Annotated in this window: 17 protein-coding genes; 9 read left to right on the plus strand and 8 right to left on the minus strand. The window is 73.4% G+C overall.

The genetic code is table 11. The features are described 5' to 3' along the window. Positions 1–15: 15 nt before the first annotated feature. Positions 16–930: an oxygenase MpaB family protein gene (locus tag IE248_RS09215; protein WP_037798626.1), complete on the plus strand. Its 915-nt coding sequence runs from the start codon at positions 16–18 to the stop codon at positions 928–930. A 54-nt stretch (positions 931–984) separates the two neighbouring features. Here IE248_RS09215 and IE248_RS09220 read toward each other — a convergent pair whose 3' ends face one another. Continuing rightward, on the minus strand, positions 985–1,584 hold the full coding sequence (locus IE248_RS09220) for a class I SAM-dependent methyltransferase (RefSeq protein ID WP_190030369.1): 600 nt from the start codon (positions 1,582–1,584) through the stop codon (positions 985–987). Between the two features lie 160 nt (positions 1,585–1,744). Here IE248_RS09220 and IE248_RS09225 point away from each other — a divergent pair, with 160 nt between their 5' ends. The 5 genes from IE248_RS09225 to IE248_RS09245 all read left to right on the plus strand — a co-directional run bounded on the left by IE248_RS09225 (position 1,745) and on the right by IE248_RS09245 (position 6,731). Beyond that, positions 1,745–2,527: an MHYT domain-containing protein gene (locus IE248_RS09225; protein ID WP_073796716.1), complete on the plus strand. Its 783-nt coding sequence runs from the start codon at positions 1,745–1,747 to the stop codon at positions 2,525–2,527. A 124-nt stretch (positions 2,528–2,651) separates the two neighbouring features. After that, a complete protein-coding gene (locus IE248_RS09230; protein ID WP_190030370.1) occupies positions 2,652–5,222 on the plus strand; it encodes a sensor histidine kinase in 2,571 nt (856 codons plus the stop codon). Then, positions 5,219–5,662 (plus strand): roadblock/LC7 domain-containing protein, encoded by a 444-nt coding sequence (locus IE248_RS09235; RefSeq protein ID WP_073796714.1) that lies wholly within the window; start codon positions 5,219–5,221, stop codon positions 5,660–5,662. The genes IE248_RS09230 and IE248_RS09235 overlap by 4 nt, the downstream gene beginning before the upstream one ends. Positions 5,663–5,679: 17 nt before the next feature. Then, on the plus strand, positions 5,680–6,069 hold the full coding sequence (locus tag IE248_RS09240) for a DUF742 domain-containing protein (protein ID WP_037794201.1): 390 nt from the start codon (positions 5,680–5,682) through the stop codon (positions 6,067–6,069). After that, positions 6,069–6,731 (plus strand): GTP-binding protein, encoded by a 663-nt coding sequence (locus IE248_RS09245; RefSeq protein ID WP_229895195.1) that lies wholly within the window; start codon positions 6,069–6,071, stop codon positions 6,729–6,731. Before IE248_RS09240 ends, IE248_RS09245 begins: the two co-directional genes overlap by 1 nt. Before the next feature lie 19 nt (positions 6,732–6,750). Here the strand turns inward: IE248_RS09245 and IE248_RS09250 are convergent, their stop codons facing one another. Further along, positions 6,751–7,188, minus strand: coding sequence for a PPOX class F420-dependent oxidoreductase (locus IE248_RS09250; protein ID WP_008742571.1), 438 nt, complete (start codon positions 7,186–7,188; stop codon positions 6,751–6,753). Positions 7,189–7,294: 106 nt separating this feature from the next. On the opposite strand from IE248_RS09250, the gene IE248_RS09255 reads away from it, so the two are divergent. Next, the gene (locus tag IE248_RS09255) at positions 7,295–7,693 is read left to right on the plus strand and encodes a roadblock/LC7 domain-containing protein (RefSeq protein WP_037798633.1); all 399 of its coding nucleotides are present in this window, start codon (positions 7,295–7,297) and stop codon (positions 7,691–7,693) included. Positions 7,694–7,793: 100 nt separating this feature from the next. Next, on the plus strand, positions 7,794–8,615 hold the full coding sequence (locus IE248_RS09260; protein ID WP_190030371.1) for a DUF6397 family protein: 822 nt from the start codon (positions 7,794–7,796) through the stop codon (positions 8,613–8,615). On the opposite strand, the gene IE248_RS09265 is transcribed toward IE248_RS09260, so the two are convergent. The 3 genes from IE248_RS09265 to IE248_RS09275 form a co-directional block, all read right to left on the minus strand. After that, positions 8,579–8,980: a YchJ family protein gene (locus IE248_RS09265; RefSeq protein WP_008742573.1), complete on the minus strand. Its 402-nt coding sequence runs from the start codon at positions 8,978–8,980 to the stop codon at positions 8,579–8,581. The genes IE248_RS09260 and IE248_RS09265 overlap by 37 nt on opposite strands. An 83-nt stretch (positions 8,981–9,063) precedes the next feature. Beyond that, complete coding sequence (locus IE248_RS09270; protein ID WP_008742574.1) at positions 9,064–9,966, minus strand: acyl-CoA thioesterase; 903 nt, start codon at positions 9,964–9,966, stop codon at positions 9,064–9,066. Between the two features lie 61 nt (positions 9,967–10,027). Continuing rightward, a complete protein-coding gene (locus IE248_RS09275) occupies positions 10,028–12,550 on the minus strand; it encodes a DEAD/DEAH box helicase (RefSeq protein ID WP_037794217.1) in 2,523 nt (840 codons plus the stop codon). 144 nt (positions 12,551–12,694) lie between these two features. On the opposite strand from IE248_RS09275, the gene IE248_RS09280 reads away from it, so the two are divergent. Next, positions 12,695–13,486 carry a metal-dependent hydrolase gene (locus IE248_RS09280; RefSeq protein WP_008742576.1) on the plus strand — a complete coding sequence of 264 codons (792 nt, stop codon included), beginning with the start codon at positions 12,695–12,697 and terminating at the stop codon, positions 13,484–13,486. A 40-nt stretch (positions 13,487–13,526) separates the two neighbouring features. Here the strand turns inward: IE248_RS09280 and IE248_RS09285 are convergent, their stop codons facing one another. The 3 genes from IE248_RS09285 to IE248_RS09295 form a co-directional block, all read right to left on the minus strand. Next, positions 13,527–15,308, minus strand: coding sequence for an ABC transporter ATP-binding protein (locus IE248_RS09285; RefSeq protein ID WP_190030372.1), 1,782 nt, complete (start codon positions 15,306–15,308; stop codon positions 13,527–13,529). Further along, complete coding sequence (locus tag IE248_RS09290) at positions 15,305–17,128, minus strand: ABC transporter transmembrane domain-containing protein (protein ID WP_037798635.1); 1,824 nt, start codon at positions 17,126–17,128, stop codon at positions 15,305–15,307. Before IE248_RS09290 ends, IE248_RS09285 begins: the two co-directional genes overlap by 4 nt. Before the next feature lie 144 nt (positions 17,129–17,272). Next, entirely contained in the window at positions 17,273–20,209 is a 2,937-nt protein-coding gene (locus IE248_RS09295; protein WP_190030373.1) for an FAD-binding and (Fe-S)-binding domain-containing protein, read from the minus strand. Between the last annotated feature and the right edge of the window lie 4 nt (positions 20,210–20,213).

Below are 20,213 nucleotides of genomic sequence, written 5' to 3' on the forward strand. Positions count from 1 at the left end.
AGAAAGGGACACCCGGTGCAGCGTTACGACCGGCTGAGGGAGATCCTCCGGCTCGATCCCGACCACGACTTCCTCGCCATCCACCGGCTCACCGCCACCTACGAGTTCCCCTGGGACTTCGCCCGGGCCCAGGAGCTCGCCCTGTTCCGGACCTACGCCGTACCCGCCATCGGCCGCCTGCTGGCCGAGACCGCCGAGTTCACCGACCGCGCGCAGCGGCGCTACGACGACACGGTGCTGCTCCTCGACGCCGTCCTGGAGCACGGCTTCGACAGCGACACCGCCCGCACCGCGATCCGCCGCGTCAACCAGATGCACCGCAGCTACGACATCGGCAACGAAGACATGCGGTACGTCCTGTGCACGTTCGTGGTGGTTCCGGCGCGGTGGCTCGACGCCTACGGCTGGCGCCCGCTGACCCACCACGAGCGTCGGGCCTGCGCGAACTACTACGCCACCCTCGGCCGCCACATGGGCATCACGGACGTCCCGGACACCTACGAGGAGTTCGAGGCCACCCTGGACGGCTACGAGAAGGCCCACTTCGGCTGGGACGAGGGGGGCCGCGAGGTCGCCGATTCCACCCTCGAACTGATGGCCTCCTGGTACCCCGCCCCGCTCGCTCCCGCCGTGCGGGCCCTCGGCCTGTCGCTCTTCGACGAGCCGCTGCTCGCCGCCCTCCGGTACGAGCGCCCGCACCCTCGGGTCCGGGGTCTGTTCCGCGGCGCCCTGTGGCTCCGGGGCCGCGCGGTACGGCTGCTGCCCCCGCGCGCCACCCCGCACTACGCGCGGCAGAACCCGGAGGTCAAGGGCTACCCGGACGGCTATGACGTCGGCGAGCTCGGTACCTTCCCGGTCCCCGGCCGCGGTGGCTGCCCGGTGCCGCACCCGCGCCGCCCGGCCGGTGCGGACGCCCAGCCCCCGACCTGACCCCGTCCTGACCCGACCCGACCCGACCCGACCCGGCCGGTCCGGCCGACCGGCTCAGGCGCGGCGCACCGCGAGCGCCAGGAAGCGCTCGTCCTCGTCGGCGTACGAGGTCATGTCCCACCCGGAAGCGGACAGCAGCGGGCCCAGGTTGTGCTCGGCCCGCAGGTCGTCCGGGGTCAGCTCGCGCCCGTGGCGCGCCGCCAGCGCGGCGCGCCCGATCGGGTGGAACAGCGCCAGCCGGCCGCCCGGGCGCACCACCTGGGCCAGTTCCCGCAGGTTCGCCTCCGGATCCGGCAGGTGCGCGATGAGCCCGGCGGCGAAGACCGCGTCCAGTGCGGCGTCGCGCAACGGCAGCCGGGCCACGTCCGTGAGCAGCAGTGCGCCGTCTGCAGCCCGCCCGGCCTGCCGAGCGGCGGCCAGCATCTGCGGGGTGAGGTCCGCGCCGAGCACCGTCCCGGCCGGTCCCACGGCCGCCCGCAGCGGGGTCAGCGCGCGCCCGGTCCCGCAGCCCGCGTCGAGCACCCGGTCGCCGGGGCGCAGCCCGAACTCGGCCACGGCGGTCGCGAAGGCCGGCTCGTCGTCCGGGAACTTGAGGTCCCAGCCGGCGGCGCGCGTCCCGAAGAAATCCTGTACGTGCGTGTGGTCTTCGCTCATGTGGACATGATCCCCCACCGGTACACCGCTCCGTTGCGTGCGCAAGGTGGTACGCGGTGTGATCGAACATCAACATAGCTCTGTCATATTCCAGCAGTTCCAGCTGCTTTCGAAATGCTCCCCTTGTTCGTGCCCTCACCCCCACTACCGTCCCGTGGCCATGGGACACCTGGACCACGCCGCTTACGGCTTGCTGACACCCGCGCTGTCATACGTGATGGCATCCATAGGCGCCGCCCTCGGACTGCGCTGCACCGTGCGCGCCCTCGCGGCGACCGGCTCCGCCCGCCGCAACTGGCTCATCACCGCGGCCTCCGCCATCGGATCCGGCATCTGGACGATGCACTTCGTGGCGATGCTCGGCTTCAGCGTCACCGGTACCGAGATCCACTTCAACGTGCCGCTGACCGTCCTCAGCCTGCTCGTCGCCGTGCTCGTCGTCGGCGCCGGTGTCTTCGCCGTCGGCTACGGCAAGCGGCGCGGCCGCGCCCTCGTCCTCGGCGGGCTGACCACCGGCCTGGGCGTCGCCAGCATGCACTACCTCGGCATGGCGGCCCTGCGGCTGCACGGCGAGGTCTCGTACGAGCCGCTCATGGTCGCGCTGTCCGTCGCCATCGCGGTCGTCGCGGCGACCGCCGCGCTCTGGGCGGCCCTGAACATCAAGGCCCCGGTGGCCGTCGCGGTCGCCTCGCTCGTCATGGGCGCCGCCGTCACGAGCATGCACTACACCGGGATGCTGGCCGTCGCCGTCCGGGTCACCCCCTCGGACGCCGCGCTGCCCGGGGTCACCGCGATGCAGTTCATCTTCCCGCTCGCCGTCGGGCTCGGGTCCTACCTGTTCATCACCTCCGCCTTCGTCGCGCTCTCGCCGACCGCCGAGGAACTGGCCGCCTCGGCGTCGGTGCGGAACCTGGGCGGGCGCGCCGCCGCCGCCCAGCACTGAGCGAAGCCCGCACGAGGGCCCGTACGAGAGCACGCGCGCCTCCCGTAGCCCCCGCCCCCCGCCCCCGCCCACCGCCGCATCGACGTACCGCCGAGCCGCCGTACCTCCCCGGAACGAGGAGCCCATGCGCACACCCCGCAGGAAACCGGAAGCAGCGGCGCCGCGGCCGCCCGCGCCCCCGGCGCGAGGCCGCCGGGCACACGCCGGGCCGCCTGCCGAGGAGCCTGCCGACGACCGCGAGGCCGCCCGCCCGGCCCCGGCCGGTGCCCCCGCCGCCCCCGACCGCACCCTCAGACCCCGGCGCGGGGTCCGGCTGCGGCCGCGTACCGTCCGCGCGAAGATCCTCTCGCTGCTCGTGGTCCCGGTGGTCTCGCTGCTCGCCCTCTGGGGCTTCGCCACGGTCAGCACCGCCCAGGACATCTCCCGCCTCAGCCGCGTCCAGCGCGTGGACCGGGAGATCCGCACCCCCGTCGCCGAGGCCGTCACCGAGCTGCAGGCCGAACGCCGGGCCGCCGTCCGGCTGCTGGCCGATCCCGCCGCCGACCAGGCCGCCCTCGAACAGCAGGCCCGGCGCACGGACGGCGCCGTCGACCGGCTCCGCCTCGGCGACGCCCACACCGTGGCCGACTCCGGCGACTACCCCACCGAGGTGGTCGTCCGCCTCGACGCCCTCGTCGCCGCCGTCGAAGCCCTCGAAGCCGTGCGCAAGGACATCACCGGCCGCCGGATCAGCCCCACCGCCGCCTACGAGGCGTACGGCAAGGTCGTCGACGACGCCTTCGCCGTCGACGGCGCCCTCTCCGGCGGCGAACACGCCGAACTCGGCCCCGACGCCCGGGTCCTGCTGGAATTCGCCCGGGCCGGAGAGCTCCTCGCACGCGAGGACGCCCTGCTCGCCATCCCCGGCACGCGCAACGCCGAAACGCTTCGCCGGCTGACCGGCGCCATAGAGGCCCGCCGAGCCATGACGGCCGCCGCCGGCGGTGACCTCCCCGCCGCCCAGCGCGACACCTGGGAGTCCGTCGCCAAGAGCGCCGCCTACGCCGACCTCACCGGGGCCGAGGACCGGGCCCTCGCCACCGGCACCGGGCGCGAGTCGGCGACCGCTCCGGCCGGCTGGGACGCCGCGTACACCGGCATCGCGGCCTCGATGCGCGAGATCGACGCCGCCGCGCGCGCCGAGGCCGCCGACCGCACCGACCCCTTCTCCGAAGGCGCGCTCAGCCCGGCCGGCGCCGCCGTCCTGCTGGGCCTGGCCGCGGTCGCCGCCTCGCTCGTCATCTCCGTCCGCATCGGCCGGACGCTGGTCGTCGAGCTGGTCTCGCTGCGCAACACCGCACTGTCGATCGCCCATCGCAAACTCCCCGACGCGATGGAACGGCTGCGGGCGGGAGAGGAGATCGACGTCAACGCCGAGACCCCGCCCGGACCGCCCGCCGAGGACGAGGTCACCCAGGTCGGACAGGCCCTGGCCACCGTCCACCGGGCCGCACTCGGCGCCGCCGTCGAACGCGCCGAACTCGCCAGCGGGGTCAGCGGCGTGTTCGTCAACCTCGCCCGCCGCAGCCAGGTCCTCGTGCACAAGCAGCTGACCCTGCTCGACTCGATGGAGCGGCGCACCGACGACCCCAACGAACTCGGTGACCTCTTCCGCCTCGACCACCTCACCACCCGGATGCGCCGGCACGCGGAGAGCCTGATCATCCTCTCGGGCGCCGCCCCGGGCCGCGCCTGGCGGACGCCGATCCCGCTCACCAACGTCGTACGGGCCGCCGTCTCCGAGATCGAGGACTATCCGCGCGTCGAGGTACGCCAGCTCGCCGAGGCCGCCGTGGCGGGCGCGGCCGTCGCCGACCTCACCCATCTGCTCGCCGAGCTCATCGAGAACGCCACCCAGTTCTCCCCGCCGCACACCAGGGTCCGCGTCAGCGGCGAACCCGTCGGCACCGGCTACGTCCTGGAAGTCGAGGACCGCGGGCTGGGCATGGGCCGCGAAGCCCTGGGCGATGCCAACCGCCGCATCGAACAGTCCGAGGCGCTCGACCTCTTCGACAGCGACCGGCTCGGGCTCTTCGTGGTCAGCCGCCTCTCGGCCCGCCACGGGGTGCGGGTGCACCTGCGCACCTCGCCCTACGGCGGCACCACCGCCGTGGTCCTGCTGCCGAACTCCCTCCTCCAGGGCGCGATCACGGCCGGTTCCGCGGAGCCGCCGCGCACGCCGCCGACGGCGCAGCCGCCGCAGGAACCGCGGTCGCGGCCCCAGGCGTCGCGGTCACCCGCCGTGAGCGTCGTACGGGAGGACGCGCGCGGGTCCCGGGCCCCGGCGTCGGCCCCTGCGTCGGAGCCGGACCAGGACGAGGCCCCGGCCCAGGCTCCGGCTCAGGCCCCGGCCCCGGCCCCGGCCCGGAAAGCCGAGCCGCCGGAGCCGCGTCCCGCCCCGGTGGCCGCGCTCCGGCCGCGCGGCGGCGCCGCCCCCGTCACCGAACTGCCGCGCCGCGTACGCCAGGCCAGCCTCGTGCCGCAACTGCGCGAGACACCCGCCCCCAAGGAGCCGGCCGGCTCGCGCGCACCCGAGGACCCGTCGGGCCGCAGCCCGGAGCAGGCCCGCGACCGGCTGACCGCCTACCGGGCCGGCTGGGCCCGCGGTTCCCAGGACACCTCCCCCCACGCAGGCAGCGAAGGAGAACAGCGATGATCGAGCACCACAGCGTCGACCTCGACGGAGCCCACAGGTCCGGTGAGCTGGACTGGCTGCTGGACGACCTGGTGGTCCGGGTCCGCGAGGTCCGGCACGCCGTGGTCCTGTCCAACGACGGGCTGGCCGTGGGCGCTTCCAGTGCGCTCAGCCGGGAGGACGCCGAGCACCTGTCCGCCGTGGCCTCCGGCTTCCACAGCCTGGCGAAGGGCGTGGGCCGGCATTTCCGCTCCGGGGGCGTGCGCCAGACCATGGTGGAGATGGACGAAGGGTTCCTCTTCGTCGCGGCCGCCGGGGACGGCTCCTGCCTGGCCGTGCTCAGCGCCGCCAGCGCGGACATCGGTCTGATCGCCTACGAGATGGCCCGGCTGGTCAAGCGGGTCGGGGAGCACCTGTACACCCCGCCCCGGTTCGCGGCGCGTCCGCCGGCCGCCGGTTGAGCGGGGCGGTCCGGCACATGGAGGGGCAGTGGTACGACGCCGAGGCGGGCCCGCTCGTGCGCCCGTACGCCATGACCGGCGGGCGCACGAAACCGGGGCCGCACGGGGTCCGGTTCGACCTGATCGCGCTGGTGGTCGTGGACCCCGACGGCGGCGAAGGCGCCGTCGGGGCGGCCGGGTCGCCGCTGGGGCCGGAGCACCGGGCGCTGCTCGGGCTGTGCCGGTCCGAAACCCAGTCGGTGGCGGAACTCGCCGCCGAGGCGGATCTGCCCGTGGGGGTGGTGCGGGTCCTGCTGGGGGACCTGCTGGAGGCGGGGCACGTCAAGGTCAGCCGCCCGGTGCCGCCCGCGCAGCTGCCGGACGAGCGGATTCTGCGGGAAGTCATCGAAGGATTGCGAGCGCTGTGATGGGACTGCACGACAACGGAACGGACGGACCCGTGGCCGGGACCGGAGCCGGGGCGGACGGGGACGACGAGGAGCTGGCTGCGCTCGCGCTGAAGATCCTGGTGGCGGGCGGCTTCGGGGTCGGGAAGACCACCCTGGTCGGCTCGGTCAGTGAGATCCGGCCGCTGCGGACGGAGGAGGCGCTCAGCCGGGCGGGCGAACTGGTCGACGACACGGAGGGGGTGGACCAGAAGACCACCACGACCGTGGCCATGGACTTCGGGCGGATCACCATCCGGTCCGGGCTGTCGCTCTACCTGTTCGGCACGCCGGGGCAGGACCGCTTCTGGTTCATGTGGGACGAGCTGTCGCAGGGTGCGCTGGGCGCGGTGGTGCTCGCCGACACCCGGCGGCTGGAGGACTGTTTCCCGGCGGTGGACTACTTCGAGCACCGGCGGATCCCCTTCGTGGTGGCCGTCAACTGCTTCACGGAGGCCCGGCATCACGGGGCGCACGAGGTGTCGCGGGCGCTGGACCTGGACCAGGGGACTCCGGTGGTGCTCTGCGACGCGCGGGACCGGGACTCGGGGAAGGAAGTGCTGATCAGGCTGGTCGAGTACGCCGGGCGGGTGCACACCGCCCGGCTGCTCGAATCGGTGGAACCGCAGGCGGGCCCCGTGTGAGGAGCGCTGCGGCGGCCGGTCAGTCGGACACGCCCGCCACGGCGATCACCGTGTCGACCCGGACGCGGACGAGGAGTTCGCCGGGCACGCCGTTGCGGCGGCCGAAGTCCTCGGCGCGCTCCTCGCCCATGTAGCGGGCGGCGATCCGGGTGGCCCAGCGGACCATCTCGTCGGCGTCGTCGGCGTATTCGCTGATCTCGGCGCGGCCCTGGAGGACCACGTAGGAGAAGGGCGGCCGGTCGTCGTCCACGCACAGGGCGACCCGGCCGTCACGGGCCAGATTGCGGCCCTTGACGGTGTCCTTGCCGGTGTTGAAAACGATCGAATCGCCGTCCAGGACGAACCAGATGGGTGCGATGTGCGGGCTTCCGTCCGCGCGGACGGTGGAGAGCTTTCCGGTGCGGGTGGCGTGCGACACGAAGGCGCGCCATTCCTCTTGAGTCATCTTCTTCGCCATGGGGACATCCTCCTTGCCGGAAACCGCCTGGTGGGCAAGGCTGGCCGCACGACTACGCGGGGCGGGGCGCGGCCACGGGGGCCGGGTCAACGGGGAGGGGCTCAAAATGGCACTGGACAAGCAGCTTGACTGGCTGCTGGACGATCTGACGCGCAGGGTGCCGCAGGTCCGGCATGCGGTGGTGCTGTCCAACGACGGCCTGGTGACGGGCGCGAGCGCCGGGCTGGAGCGGGAGGACGCGGAGCACCTCGCGGCCGTCGCCGCCGGGTTGCAGAGCCTGGCGAAGGGCTCGGGGCGGCATTTCCGGGCCGGTGAGGTGCGGCAGACCATGGTCGAGTTCGACGAGGGCGTGCTGTTCGTTCTGGCGGCGGGCGCGGGCAGCTGTCTGTGCGTACTGAGCGCCGCCGAGGCCGACATCGGCCAGATCGGGTACGAGATGACCCTGCTGGTCAACCGGGTGGGGGAACACCTGGGCGTCACCGAGCGCCGGATCACCGGGGGCTGACCTCCCCCGTTCCGGAGTTATCCACAGGCCTCGCGGGCTGTCGTCACTCTGAGTTACGGTCTTCGCAGAGAGTGATCGTCACTCGCGGGGGAGGACTGTGATGAAGGCCGAGGTACGAAAGCTCGACGCGCGGAAGACGGATGCGGGAGGGGATGCGCCGCCGGTATGGGTCGGCGGTGTCCGGGCGGCCGGTGAACTCGGCCTGCGCCGGGCCGAACTGGCCCGAGCCGTACAACTCGGCATGGTGCGCGCCGGACCCCCGGCTCCCGGCGGGGCGGCGCGCTTCGCCCAGGCCGAGCTGGACCGGGTCAGGGCGGCCGACGGCTTCCCGGAGGCGCTGCGCAGGCGGGTCGAGACCGTGGCCGGCGCGGACGCCGCGGCGGAGGCCCTCGCCATCAGCCCGAGCCGCTTCACCCGGCTCGCCCGCTGCGGGCGGGTCACCCCGGTCGGGTACCGCGTCAACCGCTACCGGGCCGTGGTCTGGCTCTACCTGGCGGCGGAGCTGAGGGAGTTCGCCGCCAGGGAGCCCGCGCTGCTGCGCGGCATCGCGCCGCCGGAGGACCGGGAGCTGATGACGGCCAAGGCGGACCTGCGCCCCCGCATGTGGCGGGAGCGGCATGTGGGGCTGCTGCTGAGACGGACCGCCGACCCCTGGGAGCGGGCGGCCGTCCTGGCCTCCGTACTGCCCGAGGCCGAGGCGCGGGAGGCCGTGCCCGATCCGGCGGAGCGGATCGTCCTCGCGGCCCTCGCCCCGCCCCCGCCCTACGGGCATCCGCAGATCCCGGCGGCCGCCGCCGTGGCGCTCAGGCTGCTGCGGGCGGATGAGCCGGAGGAGGTCCACTGGTACCGCACCAGCCTGGAGTTCGCCCTGACTGGCGCCCGGGATCAGTCGAAGTCGACGGGGGAGAGGGGGCCGACGTAGACCCAGGCCCCGCCCTCGCGGGAGAAGGCGCTGTGCTCGCGCAGCGAACCGCTGTGCCCGCCCTCCCGATAGTGCGCCCGGAACTCCACCGAGCCCTCCGTCTCGAACATCCCGCCGCGCTCGGTGGCGAGGATCTCCAGCCGCTCCCAGCGCTGCGCGGGATCCAGGTCGAGACGGTCCGGGCGGGTGCCGGAGTGCCAGGACCGCAGCAGATAGGCGGTGTCCCCGACGGCGAACGCGCTGAAGCGGGAGCGCATCAGCAGCTCGGCGGTGGGTGCCTGCCCGGTACCGGAGTGGAAGCGGCCGCAGCACTCCGGGTAGGCGGCGGGCAGCCCGCAGGGACAGGGGAGGGCCGGGGTGGGCATGGTGCGCTCAGCTCTTCGGAGTTCGGGACGGGTCATGGACGGGCCGGACCGGACCGGAGCGGGCCGGACCGGGGGAGGCCGGGCTACTGGGGTGAGACGGAAGGCTGGGCCGCCTTGGCGCCGTACGGGCGGAAGAGCCCTTCCTGCACCACGGAGACCAGCAGTCTCCCCTCCAGGTCGTAGATCCGGCCGCGGGCCAGGCCCCGGCCGCCGTGTGCGATGGGTGACTCCTGGTCGTACAGGAACCACTCGTCCGCCCGGAACGGCCGGTGGAACCACATGGCGTGGTCGAGCGAGGCCATGTCGAAACCGCGCATCCCCCACAGGGGCTCCACGGGAATGCGCACGGCATCGAGGAGGGTCATGTCACTGGCGTAGGTGAGGGCGCAGGTGTGCACGAGCGGGTCGTCCCCCAGCGGGCCGACCGCGCGCATCCACACCGCGCTGCGCGGATCGGCGTCCTTGAGCTCCTCGGGAGTCCAGCGGAGCCGGTCCGTGTACCGGATGTCGAAGGGCTGGCGGCGGGCCATCCGCTCCAGCGCCTCGGGCAGCGCCCCCAGGTGCTCGCGGATCTCGTCCGCGACCTTCGGGAGCGTGTCCGGGTGAGGGAAGTCGAGGCGAGGAGGCAGCTGGTGCTCGATGCTGCCCTCCTCCGGGTGATGGAAGGAGGCGGTCAGATTGAAGATGGTCTTGCCCTGCTGGACCGCGGTGACCCGGCGCGTGGTGAAGGAACGCCCGTCGCGCACCCGCTCCACCTGGTACACGATCGGCACCCCCGGAATGCCGGGGCGCAGGAAGTACGCGTGCAGCGAATGGACCGGGCGGTCGCTCTCGGTGGTGCGGCCCGCGGCCACCAGCGCCTGGCCGGCGACCTGCCCGCCGAAGACACGCTGGAGGGACTCCTGCGGGCTGGCGCCGCGGAAGATGTTGACCTCGATCTGCTCCAGGTCGAGCAGATCGACGAGCCTCTCGGCGGGATTCGTCATCAGAGGTTCTCCACTGTCGGGTCCGGCGGCTCCGGCGGGTCCGGTCGCGCGCGGGGAAAGGTCAGAGCGCGCCGAGTTCGCCGACCGAGGTGACGCGGATGACGGCCCGGCCCTCCTCGTCGGAGGCCGCGAGGTCGACCTCGGCGCTGATGCCCCAGCCATGGTCCCCGTTCGGGTCGGCGAAGGTCTGGCGGACGCGCCACAGGCCGTGCTCCGCGTCCTCCTCGATCATCAGCAGCTTCGGGCCGCGCGCGTCCGGGCCGGTGCCCAGGTCGTCGTACTCGTCCCAGTAGCCGTCCATGGCCTCGCCCCAGGCATCGGCGTCCCAGCCGGACTCGCCGTCCAGCTCGCCCAGCACGTTCACGTGGTCCAGGGCCGCCAGCTCCACGCGGCGGAACATCGCGTTGCGGACCAGGACGCGGAAGGCGCGGGCGTTCGCGGTGACCGGCTTGACCTGGTCGGCCTTCTCCTGGGCCTGCTCCGCCGTCTCCACCTCCGGGTTCGCCAGCTGCTCCCACTCGTCCAGCAGGCTGGAGTCGACCTGGCGGACCAGCTCGCCCAGCCAGGCGATGAGGTCCTGGAGGTCCTCCGACTTGAGGTCGTCGGGGATGGTGTGGTCCAGCGCCTTGTACGCGCCCGCCAGGTACCGCAGCACGATGCCCTCGGTGCGGGCCAGCTCGTAGAAGGAGGTGAACTCGGTGAAGGTCATCGCGCGCTCGTACATGTCGCGGATGATCGACTTCGGGGAGACGGGGTGGTCGCGGACCCACGGGTGGCTCTTGCTGTACACGTCGTAGGCGTGCAGGAGGAGCTCTTCGAGCGGCTTGGGATAGGTGACGTCCTGGAGCCGCTCCATCCGCTCCTCGTACTCGATCCCGTCGGCCTTCATGGCGCCCACGGCGATGCCGCGTTCCTTGTTCTGCTGGGCGGCCAGGATCTGGCGCGGGTCGTCGAGAGTGGACTCGACGACGGAGACCATGTCCAGCGCGTAGGAGGGGGACTCCGGGTCCAGCAGGTCGAAGGAGGCCAGAGCGAAGGTGGACAGCGGCTGGTTCAGCGCGAAGTCCTGCTGGAGGTCGACGGTGAGCCGGATGGTGCGGCCCTCCGCGTCCGGGGTGTCGAGCTTCTCGACCACACCGCCGTCCAGCAGCGAACGGTAGATCGCGATGGCCCGGCGGATGTGCCGCAGCTGGGCCTTGCGCGGCTCGTGGTTGTCCTCCAGGAGGTGGCGCATCGCCTTGAAGGCGTCGCCCGGGCGGGCGATGACCGACAGCAGCATGATGTTGGTGACCTTGAACCGCGAGGTCAGCGGCTCCGGGTCGGCGGCGATCAGCTTCTCGAAGGTGGTGTCGGACCACGCGACGAAGCCCTCGGGGGCCTTCTTGCGGACCACCTTGCGGCGCTTCTTCGGGTCGTCGCCCGCCTTCGCCAGGGCCTTCTCGTTCTCGATGACGTGCTCGGGCGCCTGGGCGACCACGAAGCCCGCCGTGTCGAAGCCGGCCCGGCCGGCCCGGCCGGCGATCTGGTGGAACTCGCGGGCGCGCAGCGTGCGGACCCGGTTGCCGTCGTACTTGGTGAGCGCGGTGAACAGCACCGTGCGGATCGGGACGTTGACGCCGACGCCCAGGGTGTCGGTGCCGCAGATCACCTTCAGCAGACCGGCCTGCGCGAGCTTCTCCACCAGGCGGCGGTACTTGGGCAGCATGCCCGCGTGGTGCACGCCGATCCCGTGCCGCACGTAGCGGGAGAGGTTCTGGCCGAACTTGGTGGTGAAGCGGAAGTTGCCGATCAGCTCGGCGATCTTGTCCTTCTCCTCACGGGTGCACATGTTGATGCTCATCAGCGACTGCGCCCGCTCGACCGCCTGGGCCTGCGTGAAGTGCACGATGTACACCGGGGACTGCCGGGTCTCCAGCAGCTCGGTGATGGTGTCCGTGATCGGGGTGGTGACGTACTCGTACGACAGCGGGACGGGCCGCGAGGCAGAGCGGACCACGGAGGTCGGCCGGCCGGTGCGCCGGGTCAGGTCCTCCTCGAACCGCTTCATGTCGCCGAGGGTCGCCGACATCAGGATGAACTGCGCCTGCGGCAGCTCCAGCAGCGGGATCTGCCAGGCCCAGCCACGGTCCGGCTCGGCATAGAAGTGGAACTCGTCCATCACGACCTGGCCGATGTCGGCGTACTTGCCGTCACGCAGGGCGATCGAGGCCAGTACCTCGGCCGTGCAGCAGATCACCGGGGCGTCCGCGTTCACGGAGGCGTCGCCGGTGAGCATGCCCACGTTCTCGGTGCCGAAGAGCTTGCACAGGTCGAAGAACTTCTCCGACACCAGCGCCTTGATCGGGGCGGTGTAGAAGGTGACCTTGTCCTGGGCCAGGGCGGTGAAGTGCGCACCGGCCGCGACCAGGCTCTTCCCGGAGCCGGTCGGGGTGGAGAGGATCACGTTGGCCCCGGAGACGACCTCGATCAGTGCCTCCTCCTGCGCCGGGTACAGGGTGATGCCCTGGTCCTCCGCCCACGAGGAGAAAGCCTCGAAGAGGGCATCGGGGTCGGCGTTCGGCGGGAGCTGATCAATGAGGGTCACACCCCCCATCTTGCCTGGCTTCCCCCCGGATGAGGGAACCGGCGGACGGAACGAAGATCACCGAGGGTACGCTGTGCCGTCGAGCGGGCCCGAGCGAAACCGTCGCCGGGGCCCGAACACACAGGACTGGGGCGGGAACGAAGCATGATGGGTCCGGCGCACTCACTGTCCGGTGCAGCGGCCTGGCTGGGGGTGGGAGCGGCCATGTCGGCCGCCGGACACCCGATGCCGTGGCCGGTCCTCGTCGTCGGCGCGCTCATCTGCGCCGGCGCCGCCCTCGCCCCCGACCTCGACCACAAGTCGGCGACGATCTCGCGCGCCTTCGGTCCGCTCTCCCGGGGCCTGTGCGAGGTGGTCGACAAGATCTCGTACTCCGTCTACAAGGCCACCCGGGCCCCGCGCGACGCCCGCCGCACCGGCGGACACCGCACGCTGACGCACACCTGGCTCTGGGCGGTCCTGATAGGGGGCGGCGCCTCCGCGCTCGCCGTCACCGCCGGGCGCTGGGGCGTGCTCGCGCTGCTCTTCGTCCACCTGGTGCTGGCCGTCGAAGGCCTGCTGTGGCGGGCCGCCCGGATGTCCAGCGACATCCTGGTCTGGCTGCTCGGGGCGACCAGCGCCTGGACCCTGGCCGGCGTGCTCGACCAGCCCGGCAACGGTGCGGACTGGCTGTTCACCGGCCCCGGCCAGGAGTACCTCTGGCTCGGCCTGCCGATCCTGCTGGGCGCCCTCGTCCACGACATCGGCGACGCCCTCACCGTCTCCGGCTGCCCGATCCTGTGGCCCCTCCCCATCGCCGGGAAGCGCTGGTACCCGATCGGCCCGCCGAAGGCGATGCGCTTCCGGGCCGGCAGCTGGGTGGAGCTCAAGGTCCTCATGCCGGTCTTCATGATCCTCGGCGGCGCCGGCGGAGCCTCCGCCCTCGGCTTCTTCTAGCGGCGCGTCCCCGCCCGGCGGTCGCCGGGCGGGGCACCGGTCAGCCGTGCCAGGAGCGCCACAGGGCCGCGTAGGCGCCGTCCGCCGCGACCAGGTCGTCGTGGGAGCCGAGTTCGCTGATGCGGCCGTCCTCGACCACCGCGATCACGTCCGCGTCGTGCGCGGTGTGCAGCCGGTGGGCGATCGCGATGACGGTGCGGCCGTCCAGCACCCGGGCCAGCGAGCGCTCCAGGTGCCGGGCGGCCCGGGGGTCCAGCAGCGAGGTGGCCTCGTCCAGGACCAGCGTGTGCGGGTCCGCCAGCACCAGCCGGGCCAGCGCAACCTGCTGGGCCTGCGCCGGAGTCAGCGCGCTGCCGCCGGAGCCGACCTCGGTGTCCAGGCCGGACTCCAGGGAGCGGGCCCAGCCGTCCGCGTCGACCGCGCCCAGCGCCGCCCACAGCTCGGCGTCCTCCGCGCCCGTACGGGCCAGCCGGAGGTTGTCCCGCAGCGAGCCCACGAACACGTGGTGCTCCTGGTTGACCAGCGCCACGTGCTCGCGCACCCGCTCCGCCGGCATGTGCGCCAGCCGGGCACCGCCGAGGGTGACCTCGCCGGTCCGGGGCGCGTAGATGCCCGCCAGCAGCCGGCCCAGCGTGGACTTGCCCGCGCCGGAGGGGCCCACCAGAGCCATCCGGGTGCCCGGCGGCACCGACATCGACACCTGGTGCAGGACGTCCACGCCCTCCCGGTACCCGAACCGCACCTCATCGGCGCGCACCGCCCGGCCGTCGGGGGAGACGGCCGCGTCGCCCGCATCCGGCTCGATCTCCCGGACGCCCACCAGCCGGGCCAGCGACACCTGGGCGATCTGCAGCTCGTCGTACCAGCGCAGGATCAGCCCGATCGGGTCGACCATCATCTGCGCCAGCAGCGCGCCCGTGGTCAGCTGCCCCACCGACATCCAGCCCCGCAGCACGCAGTACCCGCCGATCATCAGCACGGCGCCGAGGATCGTCACGTACGTGACGTTGATGACCGGGAAGAGGACCATCCGCAGGAACAGCGTGTACCGCTCCCACTCCGTCCAGGACTTGATCCGCCGCTCCGACAGCGCGATCCGGCCCGGCCCCAGCCGGTGCGCCTCGACCGTGCGGCCCGCGTCCACCGTCTCGGTCAGCGCCGCCGCGACCGCCGCGTACCCGGCCGCCTCCGAGCGGTACGCCGACGGCGCCCGCTTGAAGTACCAGCGGCAGCCGATCACCAGCACCGGCAGTGCCAGCAGCGCGGCCAGCGCCAGCTGGGGCGCGGTCACCGCGAGCGCCCCGTACAGCAGCCCGGCCCACACCACGCCGATGGCGAGCTGCGGGACCGCCTCCCGCATGGCGTTGGCGAGCCGGTCGATGTCGGTGGTGATCCGCGACAGCAGGTCACCGGTGCCCGCCCGCTCCAGCACACCCGGCGGCAGGCCCACCGAGCGCACCAGGAAGTCCTCGCGCAGATCGGCCAGCATCTCCTCGCCGAGCATCGCCCCGCGCAGCCGGACCAGCCGGACGAAGAACGTCTGCACCGCCAGCGCCAGCGCGAACAGCAGCGCCACCCGCCCCAGATGGAGCTCGCGCGCCCCCGCCGAGAGCTCGTCCACGACCCCGCCCAGCAGGTACGGGCCGACCATGGAGGCGATCACCGCGACCGCGTTCACCGTCACCAGCAGCACGAAGGCCCGCCGGTGCCGGCGCGACAGCTCGCGCACATATCCCCGTACGGTCGCTCCCGAGCCCACGGGCAGGGTCGCGGCCGATGCGGGGGCCGCCGGATCGTGCTCCGGTGGCGCCACGCCGATCATGCGGATTCCTCGATCTCTGTGAGTACGTGTCCGAGTCGCGAGAGCCGCTGTTCCTCTTCGGTCTCGCGGGTGACGACCGCCCGGTAGCGCCGGTCGTCGCGCAGCAGTTCACGGTGCGTGCCGACCGCCGCGACCGCGCCCTCGTGGATCAGGACGACCTGGTCCGCCCGGTCCAGCAGCAGCGGCGAGGAGGCCAGGACCACCGTGGTGCGTCCCGCGCGCAGGGCCGCGATCCCGTCCGCGATCCTCGCCTCGGTGTGCGAGTCGACCGCCGAGGTCGGCTCGTCCAGCACCAGCACCTCCGGGTCGGTGACCAGCGACCGCGCCAGCGCGAGCCGCTGGCGCTGGCCGCCGGACAGCGACCGGCCGCGCTCGGTGATCCGCGCGTCCATCGGGTCGCTCACCCCGTCCGGCGCCGACTGCAGCAGCGCGTCCAGCACGTCCGCGCACTGCGCCGCCGCCAGCGCGGCCCCGGCCTCGACCGCCCCGGACGCCGGTACGCCGAGCAGCTCGCGCAGGGTCCCGGACAGCAGGACCGGATCCTTGTCCTGTACGAGGACCAGCCCGCGCGCCGTGTCCAGCGCCAGGGCGTCCAGCTCGACCCCGCCCAGCAGCGCCGAGGCACCGCCGTCCGGGTCCATGGGGTGTCCGCCGAGCCGGTCCGCGAGCCGCCCCGCCAGATCGGGGTCTCCGCACACGACGGCCGTGAACCGCCCCGCCGGAGCCAGCAGCCCCGTCCGGGGGTCGCACAGGTCCCCGCCCGGAGCGGGCGCGGCCACGGCGGCGCCGCGCCCGCCCTCCGGCCCGGCCGCCTCCCCGGCGGCGGCGCGCGTCAGGGACAGCACCCGGGCCGCCCGCTTGGCGGAGGGCCGCGAGAAGGAGTAGGCCATCGCGATCTCCTCGAAGTGCCGGAGCGGATAGAGCATCGTGGCCACCGCGCTGAAGGCGGCGACGAGTTGCCCGACCGTCAGCCGTCCGTCCAGTACGAGCGCCGAGCCGTACCAGACCACCGTGATCAGCAGGGCTCCCGGGAGCACCACCTGGATCGCGGAGATCACCGCCCACATCCGGGCGCTGCGCACGGCAGCCGCGCGGACCTCCTGGGAGGCCTCGCGGTAGCGGCCGAGGAACAGTTCCTCGCCACCGATGCCGCGCAGTACCCGCAGGCCCGCCACGGTGTCGGAGGCCAGCTCGGTGGCCCGGCCCGCCTTCTCGCGCTGGACGTCGGCGCGTTGGGTGGCGCGCGGCAGCAGCGGCAGCACCGCAAGGGCGACCACCGGGATGCCGATCGCCACGACCACGCCGATCGCGGGCGCGTAGAAGAGCAGACCGACGCAGACGAGGACGACGGAGAAGGCGGCGGCCAGGAAGCGGGAGACCGCCTCGACGAACCAGCCGATCTTCTCCACGTCGCCGGTGGAAACGGCCACGACTTCCCCGGCCGCGACCCGACGGGTCAGGGCGGAGCCCAGTTCGGCGGTCTTGCGGGCGAGCAGTTGCTGTACGCGGGCGGCGGCGGTGATCCAGTTGGTGACGGCGGTGCGGTGGAGCATGTTGTCGCCGAGCGAGATGGCGACGCCGAGGAGCAGCAGCAGTGCGCCGACCCTCAGCAGCCGGGCCCCGTCGTGCTCCACCACGGCCTCGACGCCCAGGCCCACCGCGTAGGGGAGTCCGGCGACGCCGCCGAAGTGCACCATTCCCCAGCCGAGGCTCTGCAGCTGACCGCCGAGCTGCCCCCGCCCCAGCCACACCAGGAAGCGCGGACCGGAGCGAGCGTCGGGTACCCCCGGGTCCGGATACGGAAGATCGCTGATCTGCATGACGCCCCATGGCTCGGTGAGTGGTTCAAACCGTGCAAGGTTCGCCTTCCGCGCCGGACCGGGGCAATCGATTTTGCGTTGGCCACGGCATGACACGACCGGGTGTGCGGCCGCGCGGGCCGGGGAGGCGCAAGGGGCGCCCGGTCAGGGGCGCGTGGCCCGCTCCAGTTCCAGCAGCGCCGAACGGTAGGTCCGTCCGGTGGCCAGGTCCATGCCCACCTCGCACATCCGGTTCGCCGACAGGTGCGCGTCGAAGTGCCGCGCCGTCACCTCCGCTGCCTCGCGCGCCGTCGCCGAGGCCGTCAGCTCCGGGTGCAGCATGCCCCGGTCGCCTGCGAAGGCGCAGCAGCCCGCGTCCTCGGGAACCACCACCTCCTCGGCGCAGGCCGCCGCCACCGCCCACAGCTCCGCCTCGTCGCCCAGGTGCCGCATGGAGCAGGTGGGGTGGAGCACCGCGGCGCCGACGGTGCGCCGCACCTCCAGGTGCGGGAGCAGCTCCCGGGCCGCCCACACGACCGAGTCGACGACGGTGAGTTCGGCGTGCAGCTCCCGGTTGTCGTCGGTCAGGTACGGGACCACCTCGCGGGCCAGGCCCAGGGTGCAGGAGGACGCGTCGACCACCAGGGGCAGCCGCCCGCCCGCCGTCCAGCCCCAGGCGGAGGTCACGACCAGGTTCGCCATCAGCCGGGCGCCGGCCTCGTACCCCTTGGAGTGCCAGATCGTCGCGCAGCAGGTGCCGGGCACGTCTCGGGGGATCCACACCGGCTTCCCGGCCCGCTCCGACAGCGCGACCACCGCCTCCTGGAGCGAGGGCCCGGGAGCGCCGGCCGGGCCGCCGAAGATCCGGTTGACGCAGGAGGGGTAGTAGACGGCGGCCGCGCCCACCCGCCGGGTCACGGGCGGCCGCCGGGCCGCGGCGCCGGGCAGCCGCGGCAGCCACTGCGGCACCAGGTCGGGCCGTACGGCCTTGCGCGCGGCCCCGGTGACCGCCGACGGAACCCGGTCCCCGAGCCGGTCGCCGATCGTGCCGGCGGCGGCCACCGCCAGCCGCGCGGCGGCCTCGACCTTGCGGAACCGGCGGGCGGCCAGCGCCGCGGCCCGCTCCTCGCGCGGGCTGTGGCGGCGGTGGCGGAAGTCCTTCATCAGCGCGCCCGTGTCGATCCCGACCGGGCAGGCGAGCTTGCAGGCGGAGTCGCCCGCGCAGGTGTCCACGGCGTCGTGGCCGTAGTCCGCCAGCAGCTGGTCCAGGACGGGGGAGCCCGGCCGCTGTCGCATCATCTCGCGGCGCAGCAGGATCCGTTGCCGGGGGGTGGTCGTCAGGTCCTTGCTGGGGCAGGCCGGTTCGCAGAAGCCGCACTCGATGCACGGGTCGGCGACCGCCTCCACCCGGGGGATCGTCTTGAGGCCGCGCAGGTGCCCGCGCGGGTCCCGGTCGAGGAGGATCCGCGGGGCCAGCAGCCCGTCCGGGTCGACGACCCGTTTGGTGCGCCACATCAGTTCGGTGGCCTTCGGGCCCCACTCCAGCTCCAGGAACGGGGCCATGTTGCGGCCGGTGGAGTGCTCGGCCTTCAGGGAGCCGTCGAACCGCTCCACCGTGAGCCGGCAGAACGCCTCCATGAAGGCCGCGTACCGCTCCACGTCGGCGGGCCTGGCCGCGTCGAAGGCCAGCAGGAAGTGCAGGTTGCCGTGGGCCGCGTGACCGGCGACCGCCGCGTCGAAGCCGTGCTCCGCCTGGAGCGCGAGGAGCGCCTCGCAGGCCTCGGCCAGCCGGGAGGGCGGTACCGCGAAGTCCTCGGTGATCAGGGTGGTGCCGGGGGCGCGGGCGCCGCCGACGGCGGTGACGAAGGCCTTGCGAGCCTTCCAGTAGCCCGAGATCGTTCCCGGATCGCGCGTGAAGGCGTTGGTCACCGAGGCCACCGGCGCCACCAGTTCCAGCCCGGCCAGCACCCCGGCCGCCCGGCGCTCGTACTCCGCGCGGCCCGCCTCGTCCGGAGCGCGGAACTCCACGAGCAGCGCCGTGGTGTCCCCCGGCAGCCGCGCCCAGTCGGCGGGCACGCCCTCGACGCTGACGGAGGCGCGCAGCGTGTTGCCGTCCATCACCTCGACGGCGAGGGCCCCGGCCTCGTTGAACAGCGGTACGGCGGCCGCCGCGGCGGGCAGGGACGGGAAGAACAGCAGGGCGCTGACGACCTCGCGGTCCAGCGGCAGCGTGTCGAAGACGGCCTCGGCGATGAAGCCGAGGGTGCCCTCCGAGCCGACCATCAGCCCGCGCAGGATCTCGACGGGGGTGGTGCCGTCCAGATAGGCGTCGAGCCGGTAGCCGGTGGTGTTCTTGATCTCGTACTTGGCGCGGATCCGGGAGACCAGCCCCGGATCCGCCTCGATCTCCCGCTTGATGTCCATCAGCCCGTGGCACAGGGCCGGTTCGGCGCGCGCCAGTTCCTCGTCGGCCAGCGGGTCGGCGGTGTCCACGACGGTGCCGCCCGGCAGGACCAGGGTGAGCGAGGAGAGCGTGCGGTACGCGTTCCTCGTGGTCCCGGCGGTCATGCCGGAGGAGTTGTTCGCGATGACCCCGCCGAGGGTGCAGGCGATGGCGCTGGCCGGGTCGGGGCCGAGGATCCGGCCGTGCCGGGCGAGGGCGGCGTTGGCCCGCAGGACGGTGGTGCCGGGCCGGATCCGGGCGCGGCGGCCGTCCTCCAGCACCTCGACGCCGGCCCAGTGGCGGCGGACGTCGACCAGGATGTCCTCTCCCTGGGCCTGCCCGTTGAGCGAGGTTCCGGCGGCCCGGAAGACGACCTCGCGCCCGCGGCCGTGGGCATACGAGAGGACCGCGGAGACGTCGTCGATGTCCTCGGCGATCACCACGACCTGGGGGACGAACCGGTACGGGGAGGCGTCGGAGGCATAGCGGACCAGGTCGGAGACCTTCCACAGCACCTTCTCGGCGCCCAGCAGCGCCGTCAGCTCCTCGCGCAGCACCCGGGGGGTGCCGGAGGCCAGCCGCTCGGGCACCCGGTCGGGGGCGGGAGCTCCGATGCCGCGCGGGCGCAGGGCCCCCGGCTCCGGTTCCAGCAGCGGCATCGGT

Origin of the sequence: Streptomyces goshikiensis, from assembly GCF_014650555.1 — a bacterium.
GTDB classification, from domain to species: domain Bacteria; phylum Actinomycetota; class Actinomycetes; order Streptomycetales; family Streptomycetaceae; genus Streptomyces; species Streptomyces goshikiensis.